We start from the raw sequence: 11,009 nt of genomic DNA, 5'->3' as shown, positions 1-11,009 counted from the left end.
GGGTGGTCCCGGAGGCGGTGGCCATGGCGGCGGAGGCCCCGGTGGGGGTGGCGGACCGGGTGGTCCGGGCCGCTGATCCGGCTTTAAGGTATGGATGGAAGAGGGAGCCGGTTTATGGCTCCCTTTTTTTATGGGGAGCAGTAAAAAATCCCCCTGATTATCCACAGGGTCTGGAGTCGCTTTTTACTGGTTTTCTGAGTCGTGCACCGATGTTGCACCCGTTATCCACAGGTTTATTCACGGCATGCGGGATCTCGGTTGTCTCAGGCGATGGGGGCAGGGCGCGCTTTCGGGGACCCTGCGCCGGAGAGCCCTTTTGTCCGCATCGGATACGGAGGGGCTGATGCATGTGGAGCATCAGGATTTTTCCTCGCGCCCTTGGGTCAAGGGAGAGAAAAGTGCGGACTGATAAAAAGCAGGGAAATCATGGTGCTGCTGGACAGGATTGAACTGTCGACCTCTCCCTTACCAAGGGAGTGCTCTACCACTGAGCTACAGCAGCCCGCTGGCGGCGTTCTAGCTGGTCATGCCAAACGCCGCAAGTCTGTTTCCGCCTAAAAAGCGGAATTAATCGTCACGATGGGTTTTTTCCATCCGTTCATGCTGTTCCTGTGCCTCAATGGACAGGGTGGCAATCGGGCGGGCTTCCAGCCGACGCAGGGTGATGGGTTCACCCGTTTCTTCACAATAGCCGTAAGACCCGTTTTCAATCCGCTGGAGGGCGAGATTGATCTTGCCAATCAGCTTGCGTGCGCGGTCACGGGTGCGCAGCTCCAGCGCCCGGTCTGTCTCCACGCTGGCGCGGTCCGTAATGTCGGCTTCATGAATGCCACCTTCAGAAAGGCTGGCGAGGGTATCTCCGGCTTCCTTGAGGAGTTCAGAACGCCACTTCAGCAGTTTTTGTCTGAAATATTCCGTCTGAAGAGGGTTCATAAACTCTTCATCATCTGACGGGCGATAGTCTGGCGGTAGAGTAATCATGTCAGTTGTCAGCCTTTGCAATGACAGGACACCTGCCTTGAAAGAATGACGCGGCTTATAGCGGCGTGAACCCGGAACGCCAAGAACATTATGAGATTTCAGAGGAAGAAAACGGACAACATAGGCATGCAGCCTGCCCGATATGCTCAAGAAATAGTATGGCAGCCGGACGCTAATAAAAGGAAATATTTAAATTTTCTTACAAACAGGATGCGTGGTGCTGCCGCAGGCTGTGGCGCGGCTCTGGGCTGAAGCTGCTAGCATCCACCCCGCAAACAGGAAAATCCAGCCTGCTGTAGGGAAGGAAAACAGGGCGCTGGTGGAGGCCACGGGCCACAGAAGCACACAGCACATAATAAACAGCATGGCCTGCTGCGGGTGCGTGGCCGGTGCCAGCGCACGCAGGCCGGTGCGCAGCCAGCACATAATCATCCAGCCAAATGCGGCCAGCCCCGGCAGGCCCGCGGTGGTGGCAATTTGCAGATAGTAATTATGGGGGTGGATGTTGCAGCCTTTCCCCGTATCACTGTCCAGCGGGGGCAGGCCAAATGGCGTCAGGGCCTCGGTATGGAACGGGACGTGGCAAAAATTTCTGAACCCGTCCATGCCAAGCCCCAGCCAGGGGTGGGAGACGACCATTGTCACGGCAGTCCGGTACAGCCTGCCGTAATCGCTCTGGGTAAAATGGTGTAACTGGCTGGAAAACTTCAGCACCAGCTTGGCATAGGTGCGCGGGGAGATAACCGGCAGACTGGCAATCAGACCCCCTACGACCACCATAATCAGCACAAACGGCACCCGAAAGCGGCGGACCATCAGGGCTGTCAGCATCAGGCCGAACAGGAGCAGCACATTGCTCATCCGCTGGCCGATCAGCACCATGGTTGTCACGCTCAGCACCAGCAGCACGGCTCCCCCTGCCCATGCTGAGAGGCGTCTGGTGTGAAATGCGTGCAGAACAACCGGCATCAGCGCCGGAAAAAACAGCATGAGCAGCGTAAATCCGGCCCGTGGCTTCATGAAGGGGCCGGTCAGTGCGCCATCATCGGCAGGAGGGTAGCCCAGAAGGTTGGTGCCGGTCAGATACTGTTTCCAGCACTGGCCTATCAGCCAGAAGGCCAGCACGAATAAAATTGTAGCCAGCATTTTGCGCCGTGTGGCGGAAACCAGAATCCAGCTTTCCAGTGCTGCGGTCAGCAGAAAGAGGCGGGGCAGACATAACGCCTGCACCCATGCCTCCCGCAGACCGACATAAACGGAGGAGATCAGGCATAACGCGCAGAACAGTGCGGCGGGGCGCAGCCAGTCCTTGCGGGTCCAGAGCCAGTCTTGCTGCACAGCGGAATAGAGCAGGAAGAGGCAGCCGATCAGTGTGGCGGCAACGTCACTCAGCGCGCGGCTGTAAAAAAACAGAACAGGGAGAAGAAAGGTGCATCCTGTTCCACACAGCGTCAGCATTGCAGCAAGGCGACCGGAAGAGCGGGGTACTAAGGATGCAGGTGTCATGACGGAACAATCCCGTTGTGACAGACCGCATAACCCCGGCGGAAGGCCGGGGGAGGGACTGTCAGACCTCTCAGTCAAGTAGGGTAGGATACGTGGTCCCATGAGGGTTTCCCGTTATCCCCCCTCCGAACCGGACTTGCAGTTTTCGCCGCATCCGGCTCTCCATTTGCAGTATTAAGCAGCAAAGCGATTATCTGACAATGTCCCACGATGAAGGTCGGTGTGACAGGTTTTGCAAAGCACCAATGTCTTGCGTTTCCGCTGAATCATCAGTTTCATCCACGCGCCCGTCCCTTTTGAGATATCTTTCAGTTTTCTGACATGATGGATCTCAAAAGGCCCGTTTTCATCGCCGCAGTATTCACACCGATTCGCACCTAAACGCGTTAGAAGCTCAGACCGTCCATCAAAATTGAAGAGGTTGGGCTTTTTATCCACGTTCATGGGAATGTCAGACTTTCTCCGATCTATCAGTGAATAGACGCGAAGATAGTTGATTTCCCCATTTTTCTCGAATCGCAAGGAGCGACCATCGTTCCTTATTCGCCGAAACCATTTCGCCCATGTTTCGCCATGCTTCCGTCCCAAGGTTTTGTAGAGACTGATGTGAGCCATCCACTCCAACTTGTTCAGGTAGTATTTTGGAGCAAGAGAGTAGTAGTTTGCGAATCCTCGCAATTCTGAGTTGAATTTCGAGACGATTTCAAAATCTGAAAGATTTGTCATCATGATCCGCGCCCGAATGTCCTTCAGGCCAGTGTCATAAGTTCCGTAACCACATTTCTGTGCGAAATTCCGGATTCGATCTTCCGGCACAGACAGGTGAATGTGGGACGTAACAGTGCGTTTTGTCGCATAGACATCACGTCCTGCTGCCGTTCCAACCTTACACTTCATCTGCTTGGGCATGATGCGAGCCGTAACTCCGTAACCCAGAAATAACGCTCCTTTATCGAGAGCGCCCAGCCGGGATTTCTCCCGAGATACAGTCAACTTGAGCGATTTCTCAACGAAGTCAGTCACGTCGGCCATAATCTGTGTGGTTTCTTCTTTCGTGCCGATTACACCGATCAGGAAGTCGTCTGCGTATCGCACATAGTGCAATCGCTTAAACTCCGGATCATGCATATCCACACTCGGAAGGGTTCTCAGCTTTTTGCTCAACTCTTCCATTTCGGTCAGGTAGATCACTGACTTTTCGTGGGTTTCCCCATGTTGTCGGATGAACTCCCTGCGACGCCCAATCTGGTAGATGAGTGCCCTATACTCCTTGTTGGGCTTTCTTCGCTTTCCCTTGTTGAAGGCTCGTATCTTCTCGTCCATGAACTTATCAAGTTCATGGAGATAAATATTTGCCAGAATTGGAGAGATTACGCCTCCTTGCGGTGTTCCCGTATAGGTTGCGTTGTACTTCCAATTCTCAAGGTAGCCCGCCTTGAGAAACAGTGCGATCAGCTTGATGAAGGCCTTATCGTCGATTTGGGCTTCCAGAATACTAATCAGTTTCTCATGGTCGATGCTGTCGAAGTATCCCTTGATGTCAACTTCGCATATCCATTTCGTTCCCTTCCAGCTATCGACGATTTCCCGTAGTGCGGTATGGCATGACCGACTCGGCCGAAAACCATGTGAGCGATCTGTGAAGATCGGCTCATAAATAATTTCCAGTAGAGTGCGGGCAACCTCCTGCACCAGTTTGTCGTTTCCAGTTGGTATGCCCAAAGGGCGTTTCTTCCCGTTGGGATTTTTAGGGTCCTTCAGGATATACATCCTGCGGACAGGTTTGGGACGATAGCTGCCGTCTCTTATGGAAGCCATAAGGTCTTGCAGTCGTCCCATGCCAAAACCGTCCAGCGTATTGTCATCTACACCTCGGGTCAGAGCCCCTCGGTTCGATTGAATACGTGCGTAGGCCGTCAGCCACAAATCCTCATGATTTCTCATGATTTTGTGTAGCTTTTTGACCTTCGCGCCTGAGCGGACTGCTCCACTGACGCCTTCCAAAGCTCTGCTGGTTCGATCGGACAGCACTGACTGCCCTCCCTTCATCATCAGAAAGCGTTACTACAAACTGCTTTCCTTCCCCCTTACCTCGCCGGGTTTCACAGCCATTGCTGCCTGCTTATACCGTCGTTTCAGGCCGGATTGGATACCGGCTGCAAGGTCCGTTACAACCTCACCTTGGGTACTATGAAAGCTCCGTCACCATATTGGTCACTCAAGTTGACCAACTTAGGCGATCCCGCATTTCCAACCACTCAAGTCGTCGCATTTAGGTTCCGCATTCAATCCTTGACCACCCTCGCCGGGCAGGTGTCGGAGACATCAGGTGAGACGGTGTTCTAATCTCTCCGTCTCAATCTCCGAGGAGGCGTCTCAACAGTCCTACGCCACCAACATCCCATGTTCACTCAGATCTACGATTCAACCAATCCAGGCTTAACCTTGTGCGACTTGCAATGATGCCCGCTTGCTCGACTGCTTTGCCGCGCTGCACCTTTTCCTGACATGCTACTTTCCCCCTCCGGCTTTCGCCGGTTACAGCCTGTTGCCAGACAGAGGTAGGTCAGGCTTGCAATGGACATCCTGATAGTCCATACTCACGATTGCGCGTAAGTGCTTGAAATGGTTAGCAAAACGGCGCACTCAGAACGGGATTTCGTCGTCCAGATCACTGTTGCCGGGGGCGTCCCATCCACCGGAGTTACCACCGCCGCCGGGCCCGCGGGAGGGCGCATTCTGGCGCGGTGCGGAAGAGCCGCCAAAATCGCCACCGCCCATGGCGCCGCCACCATAGCCACCGGAGTTGCCGCCACCGTAACCCCCGCCAGCATTGCCGCCGCCGTAGCTGCTGCCACCGCCGCCATACCCGCCGGATTCTTCCCCTTCGCTACCGCTGCGGCTGTCGAGCAGAACCAGTTCACCACGGAACCGCTCAACAATAACTTCCGTCGTATAGCGTTCCTGGCCGGACTGGTCGGTCCATTTGCGGGTCTGCAACGCACCTTCCAGATAGACCTTGCGGCCTTTCCGCAGGAAGCGCTCTGCCACATCGGCCAGACGATCGTTAAAAATCACCACACGGTGCCATTCCGTGCGTTCCCGGCGTTCGCCGGAGGCACGGTCGTTCCATGTGTCACTGGTGGCGATAGAAAAAGAGACGATTTTCATGCCGTTCTGGCTGGTGCGGACTTCCGGGTCTTTGCCCAGATTGCCGACCAGAATAACCTTATTGACGCTGCCAGCCATCAGTGACCCCGTTTTCTAGAACAATAATAAAGAGTATTCCGCCCGTGTAGCGCACTCCTGCGCAACCCGCCAGTTCCCCGTTGGTTCTTCTTCTGTAAAATGACGCATCCCGTGCAGGAATGCGCCCTGCGCGTGTGCTGTTGCCTAGGCTTTCAGCTGCCACAGCGTCAGCCGTGCCGCGCCGTGCTTCCGTTCTGCCAGTAATGTTCCGGCATAAACAGGGGGAGGGGGTGCCTCTTCGCCCTCGCCTGCGGCGGGTGGCGGGACGTCTGCCTCTTCCGCATTTTCCAGCCGTAATGGCAGAGGTTCCTGTGCTGCGGTTTCAATCACCGCAATAGCGCCGGGGGCAATCCATCCCTGTGCATCCAGTGCCGCCAGTGTGCGGGCAGGCAGATCCTGCCGGTAGGGCGGGTCCAGAAACAGCAGAGAGCAGGGGGCCGGAGCATGGGTCGGCTTCGTGACGTCGCGCGGGATAACCTTGCTCCGGTCCTCCCAGCGGCACCCGGCGATATTGGCGCGCAGGGCCGTAAGGGCGGGGCGGTCTTTCTCAAAAAACGTCGCGTAATCCGCCCCGCGTGAGAGGGCTTCCAGCCCCAGCGCTCCTGTGCCCGCAAAGGCATCCAGCACGCGGGCGCCATTCAGCAGATCCGGCCCGCCCCACGGCGCATGGAGCAGGATATCAAACACAGCCTGACGCACCCGGTCCGCCGTGGGGCGGGTTGTGGTGCCGGAGGGGGCTGCCAGCATGCGGCCTTTGCGGGCTCCTGCAATAATCCGCATTGTCTAGCGTGTCTTGGTGCCAGTGGAGGCGGAAGCCGGTTTACGGGGGGCCGTTTTTTCCGGTGCTTTGGGCATCTGTTCACGCAGGGTCTTGCCGGGCACTTCTTCCAGCTCTCCCCGTTGCAGGGTGCCAAGCTGGAAGGGGCCGTAACTGGTGCGGATCAGGCGGCTGACATGCAGGTTCAGGCCCATCATCACCTTACGGATTTCCCGGTTCTTGCCCTCACGAAGGGAGACGGTGAGCCAGGCATTGTCCCCTTTGCGGGAATCAAGTCCGGCTTCAATCGGCCCGTACCGTACGCCGTCAAACACGCTGCCTTTGGCCAGTGCGGCCAGCCGGGCCTCGTCCACCACACCAAACACGCGGACGCGGTAGCGGCGGAGCCAGCCGTTGGTGGGCAGTTCCAGCCTGCGGGCCAGTTCACCATCATTGGTCAGCAGCAGCAGGCCCTCACTGTTCAGGTCCAGCCGCCCGACGCTGATAACGCGCGGCATGCCTTCCGGCAGAGAGGCAAAAACCGTGGGGCGGCCTTCCGGGTCCTTGTGCGTCGTGACCAGTCCGTCCGGCTTGTGGTAGCGCCACAGGCGGGTGCGCTGGGGCTGCTCAACAACATTGCCGTCCACCTGAACAAGATCACTGGAAGTGACAAACGTGGCGGGATGGGTCACGGGCTGATTGTTCAGCTTGACCCGCCCTTCCTCAATCATCCGCTCGGCATCACGCCGGCTGGCCACACCGGTCCGGCCCAGCCATTTGGCAATGCGTTCTCCACGCGATTCCTGCGTCACTCTGATTCTCCTGCTGCCTGCACAAAGGCGCTAAAAATGCTCCGGTCGCCCGGGTCTATGCCAAATTCCGGATGCCATTGCACCCCAAGGCAAAATGGAAGGGCCGGGTCTTCCAGCCCTTCAATCAGTCCATCTTCCGCCACAGCATTCACAATCCCGCGTCCGGGGGTGCGCACAGCCTGATGATGGGAGGAGTTTACAGCCATGCGGGGCCGCCCCACGCAGCGGGCCAGCAGGGTCTCCGGTGTCAGGAGCACCGCATGGCTGGCTTCATCGCGCGGGTTGGGCTGTTCATGCGGCAGGGCGGTGGGGCAGGCATGGGGGATGTGCTGGATCAGTGTGCCGCCAAGGGCCACGGCCAGAAGCTGCATGCCGCCGCAAATGCCCAGCACCGGCATTTTGCGCTGCATGGCGGCCGCCAGATAGGCCTGCTCGGCCTGCGTGCGCACCGGGCGCAGTGTGACGCTGCTGTGGCGCTCGGTCTCGCCATACAAAGCGGGATCAATATCAAACGCCCCGCCCGTAATCAGCAGTCCGTCAATCTGATCAATATAGTCAGGGGCAAGCTGAGGGAACAGCGGCAGGGCAACGGGCAGCCCTCCCGCCGTTGCAATGGCGGACAGATAGTTTTCCCGCAGAGCATACCACGGGAATCGGGAATAGCGGTCTGGTCCGCCCGCCTCATGGTCAAGCGTAATGCCGATAACGGGGCGGCGTGCAGTCATGAACTCGGGTGTCTTTTTTCAGAAAAAGGCGGATGAAGCTTATCAGGTGCCACACCCCGCGCCGGTTTGCACGGGGATAAACACCAGCATCTTCTGAAACAGGACAGTTTTCCCGAAAAAACGAGGCTCAGCCCTGCAGAAGGGCAATCGTTCGGACGTGCGGTGAGGCGGTTGCCGGTTCATTCACCGTCCGGTCGACAACGGCAAGGCCGAGGCCGATTGCAGCGGCGGCGAGGATGAGAGACAGACTGTGCATGGTACTAATCCTTTCCGCGTCTGGTGTGCGAGGGCGATATTGCCCGGCACGATAGGTCTGAGCCGGTGCTCTGTTACAGAACAGATCATGGCATCTATAAGGCACAATGACAGAGAAGATCGCGCTTTTGCAAGAAAAAACGACTGTTTAAAATAAGGCAGATGGACTCATTTTCCTGAACGGCGTGTGAGGTCTGAAATATTTGGTGAGGCCTGCTTCAGAGCAGGACAAACACAAGGGTTTGCGGCATGACAGGGCCGGTCAGGGTGGCGGGGCTGGCATCCCGCCAGAAAAATGCCCGTGGCAGAGCCGGCATGGTCAAAAGAGGCGCAATGGCATGAAAAACGGGATGGAACTGGCACTGTGCGAAGCGCGGAACGCAGCGGAGCGGGGGGAAGTTCCTGTGGGCGCGGTTGTGCTGGGGCCGGATGGCACAGTGCTGGCGCAGGGGGGTAACCGGGTGGAAGAGCTCCAGGACCCGTCCGCCCATGCGGAGATGCTGGTTATGCGGGAGGCCCTTGCGGCCCGCGGCGGGCAGCGGCTGGCGGACTGCACACTGGTCGTGACACTGGAGCCCTGCCCGATGTGTGCGGCGGCTCTGGCGCATTTCCGGGTCGGGCGGGTGCTGTTCGGCGCGTATGACACAAAAGGCGGCGGGGTGGAGCATGGGCCACGCCTGCCGTTTCGCGCAGAGGCCCTGCACCGGCCGGAAATTATTGGCGGTGTGCGGGAACAGGAGGCAGCAGCCCTGCTGAAAACATTTTTCCAGTCGCTCAGAACACGGGAAGAGGCGGAAAAATCCCACCCGTAGCCTGTGTTAAAATTCTAATTGTCTGACAGTCTTCGTGCATCGCGGTCTTTTGTTTTTGCCATCAAGGAACCATGTTAACGGCAGAAGCGTATGATATCTGGCCTGTATGGCCTGAATGATACGCCCCGGCGGGGATCAGCCCTGTTGGCAGAAAGTTTAAGGGAACAGTCGGAATCGTGATGTCGGAAAAATCTGTATCCAAGTTTTTCGGGCGGACTCACCGCAAGACACTTCTGGTCCTTCTGGCTGGTGTCGCCTTTGCAGGGACAACCGGCATCGGGCCTTCAGGCGTACACGCCGCCTATGCTGAGGATGCCGGGGCCATCAAGCCGAGCAGCCCGGTCCAGACGCTTCCAAACTTTGTCAATCTGGTCAAACAGGTCAAACCGGCTGTTGTGTCCATCACCTCCATGATCAAGGCAGACGCCGTTGAGGGTGAAGGCGGCGGCATGGGCGGAATGGGGGGTGGTATGGGCGGCATGCCCTTTCCTTTCCCGTTCCCCTTCCAGATGGCGCCCCAGCAGTCCCGCCAGCAGATTGAAGCGCGTGGCTCAGGCTTCCTGATCTCGGCTGATGGCTATGTGGTGACCAACAACCATGTGGTAAAAGGGGCCACCAAGGTCACTGTCACGCTGGATGATGGCACCACGCTGCCAGCAAAAATCATCGGCCGGGATGGCAAGACGGATCTGGCTCTTCTGAAAGTCACCTCCACCCAGAAACTGCCCTTTATCGAACTGGGTGAATCGGACGATGTGCAGCCCGGTGAATGGGTTGTGGCCGTTGGTAACCCGTATGGTCTGGGCGGCACCGTTACGGCGGGGATCGTCTCTGCTCGTGGGCGTGACATTAATGAAGGCCCGTACGACAACTTCATCCAGATTGATGCGCCGATCAATCGCGGGAACTCCGGTGGTCCGCTGTTCACGCAGGATGGTAAAGTGGTGGGTGTGAACACCGCCATTCTGTCCCCCTCCGGCGGTGGCTCCATCGGGATTGGCTTTGCCATTCCGTCCGACACCGTGCGCAGCGTAACGGACCAGCTCCGTAAAACCGGACATGTAGTGCGTGGTTATCTGGGCGTGAATGCTCAGGTGATTTCCCCGGCTATGGCCAAGGCCCTGAACATGCCGGTTCCGGCTCCGGGTGCGCCGCCTGCCGGTGCGCTGGTCGCCAGCACCAGCCCGGACAGCCCGGCTGAAAAAGCTGGTCTGAAGGCGGAAGATATTGTGACCGACTTTAACGGTCAGAAAGTCTCCTCCCCGCATGATCTGGCCGTGCGTGTGGCTTCTGTCGCTCCCGGCACGGACGCCAAAATTGGCTATCTGCGCGGCGGCAAGCCGCAGACGCTGACGGTAAAGATCGGCAACCTCGCCAAAGCCTCGAATGATGGCGGGATTGAAGGCAGCGCCTCCTCCGGCCCGCATCTGGGCGTCTCCCTGACACCGCTGAGTGGGGATATCCGCCGCCAGCTTGGTCTGGGCAGTGATGTGCATGGTGTGGTGGTGAATGACGTGCAGCCGGGTTCCCCGGCGGATCAGGCCGGCATCCGCCCCGGCGATGTGATCCAGTCTGTCAGCAACCAGAGCGTTGATTCGCCGCGGGCAGCGGTAACAGCCGTGCGGGGTGCGCTGGCTGCTAAAAAGCCGGTTCTGCTGCGTGTGCTGCGGGATGGACAGTCTCTGTTTATTGCCATCTCTCCGGATGGCACCGGGGACGGCTCTGACTCCGGCGCCACCAGTGGCGGGGACGATGACGACAACTAAAACCGTTTTATACGGGCTAAGGCCGGGGGACTGACCCGGCCTGAAAGAACGCTGGCTCTGGAAAGGGCCAGCGTTTTTTTGTGCTTACACGCTGATATTATTTCCAGAAATCCGTAAAATGCTCTCTGGATAAAATGTTGTAACAT

Annotated in this window: 10 protein-coding genes and 1 tRNA gene; 2 read left to right on the top strand and 9 right to left on the bottom strand. The window is 57.7% G+C overall.

Going from position 1 to position 11,009, the window contains the following annotated elements:
• Nucleotides 1-427 precede the first annotated feature (427 nt).
• The 9 genes from KP699_RS13800 to KP699_RS16660 form a co-directional block, all read right to left on the bottom strand.
• Nucleotides 428-502: transfer RNA gene (locus KP699_RS13800), tRNA-Thr, on the bottom strand.
• 65 nt (nucleotides 503-567) lie between these two features.
• Nucleotides 568-981: an RNA polymerase-binding protein DksA gene (dksA, locus tag KP699_RS13795; RefSeq protein ID WP_025829278.1), complete on the bottom strand. Its 414-nt coding sequence runs from the start codon at nucleotides 979-981 to the stop codon at nucleotides 568-570.
• A gap of 189 nt (nucleotides 982-1,170) precedes the next feature.
• Entirely contained in the window at nucleotides 1,171-2,487 is a 1,317-nt protein-coding gene (locus KP699_RS13790; RefSeq protein ID WP_252347075.1) for an O-antigen ligase, read from the bottom strand.
• A gap of 174 nt (nucleotides 2,488-2,661) precedes the next feature.
• Entirely contained in the window at nucleotides 2,662-4,518 is a 1,857-nt protein-coding gene (locus KP699_RS13785; RefSeq protein WP_215763026.1) for a reverse transcriptase domain-containing protein, read from the bottom strand.
• A gap of 615 nt (nucleotides 4,519-5,133) precedes the next feature.
• The gene (gene ssb, locus KP699_RS13780; RefSeq protein WP_215763025.1) at nucleotides 5,134-5,736 is read right to left on the bottom strand and encodes a single-stranded DNA-binding protein; all 603 of its coding nucleotides are present in this window, start codon (nucleotides 5,734-5,736) and stop codon (nucleotides 5,134-5,136) included.
• Nucleotides 5,737-5,880: 144 nt separating this feature from the next.
• Nucleotides 5,881-6,516 carry a 16S rRNA (guanine(966)-N(2))-methyltransferase RsmD gene (rsmD, locus tag KP699_RS13775; protein ID WP_215763024.1) on the bottom strand — a complete coding sequence of 212 codons (636 nt, stop codon included), beginning with the start codon at nucleotides 6,514-6,516 and terminating at the stop codon, nucleotides 5,881-5,883.
• Nucleotides 6,517-6,519: 3 nt separating this feature from the next.
• The gene (locus tag KP699_RS13770; RefSeq protein WP_086654766.1) at nucleotides 6,520-7,305 is read right to left on the bottom strand and encodes a pseudouridine synthase; all 786 of its coding nucleotides are present in this window, start codon (nucleotides 7,303-7,305) and stop codon (nucleotides 6,520-6,522) included.
• Nucleotides 7,302-8,030: a gamma-glutamyl-gamma-aminobutyrate hydrolase family protein gene (locus tag KP699_RS13765; protein ID WP_215763023.1), complete on the bottom strand. Its 729-nt coding sequence runs from the start codon at nucleotides 8,028-8,030 to the stop codon at nucleotides 7,302-7,304. Before KP699_RS13765 ends, KP699_RS13770 begins: the two co-directional genes overlap by 4 nt.
• Before the next feature lie 127 nt (nucleotides 8,031-8,157).
• Nucleotides 8,158-8,286 carry a hypothetical protein gene (locus KP699_RS16660; protein WP_255029828.1) on the bottom strand — a complete coding sequence of 43 codons (129 nt, stop codon included), beginning with the start codon at nucleotides 8,284-8,286 and terminating at the stop codon, nucleotides 8,158-8,160.
• Nucleotides 8,287-8,623: 337 nt separating this feature from the next.
• Here KP699_RS16660 and KP699_RS13760 point away from each other — a divergent pair, with 337 nt between their 5' ends.
• On the top strand, nucleotides 8,624-9,097 hold the full coding sequence (locus KP699_RS13760; protein WP_215763022.1) for a nucleoside deaminase: 474 nt from the start codon (nucleotides 8,624-8,626) through the stop codon (nucleotides 9,095-9,097).
• A 179-nt stretch (nucleotides 9,098-9,276) separates the two neighbouring features.
• The gene (locus KP699_RS13755) at nucleotides 9,277-10,863 is read left to right on the top strand and encodes a Do family serine endopeptidase (RefSeq protein WP_086654768.1); all 1,587 of its coding nucleotides are present in this window, start codon (nucleotides 9,277-9,279) and stop codon (nucleotides 10,861-10,863) included.
• Nucleotides 10,864-11,009: the final 146 nt, after the last annotated feature.

Source organism: Acetobacter sp. P1H12_c, assembly GCF_018811975.1.
Lineage (GTDB): Bacteria > Pseudomonadota > Alphaproteobacteria > Acetobacterales > Acetobacteraceae > Acetobacter > Acetobacter persici.
Note: the sequence above shows the minus strand (reverse complement) of the source record. Positions and strands in the feature narration are given on the sequence as shown.

Excerpts from the sequence above, each read along its gene's own strand:
- KP699_RS13755 (WP_086654768.1), top strand. The coding sequence starts at position 9,277 with ATGTCGGAAAAATCTGTATCCAAGTTTTTCGGGCGGACTCACCGCAAG.
- rsmD (WP_215763024.1), bottom strand. The coding sequence starts at position 6,516 with ATGCGGATTATTGCAGGAGCCCGCAAAGGCCGCATGCTGGCAGCCCCC.
- KP699_RS16660 (WP_255029828.1), bottom strand. The coding sequence starts at position 8,286 with ATGCACAGTCTGTCTCTCATCCTCGCCGCCGCTGCAATCGGCCTCGGC.
- KP699_RS13765 (WP_215763023.1), bottom strand. The coding sequence starts at position 8,030 with ATGACTGCACGCCGCCCCGTTATCGGCATTACGCTTGACCATGAGGCG.
- dksA (WP_025829278.1), bottom strand. The coding sequence starts at position 981 with ATGATTACTCTACCGCCAGACTATCGCCCGTCAGATGATGAAGAGTTT.
- ssb (WP_215763025.1), bottom strand. The coding sequence starts at position 5,736 with ATGGCTGGCAGCGTCAATAAGGTTATTCTGGTCGGCAATCTGGGCAAA.
- KP699_RS13760 (WP_215763022.1), top strand. The coding sequence starts at position 8,624 with ATGAAAAACGGGATGGAACTGGCACTGTGCGAAGCGCGGAACGCAGCG.
- KP699_RS13790 (WP_252347075.1), bottom strand. The coding sequence starts at position 2,487 with ATGACACCTGCATCCTTAGTACCCCGCTCTTCCGGTCGCCTTGCTGCA.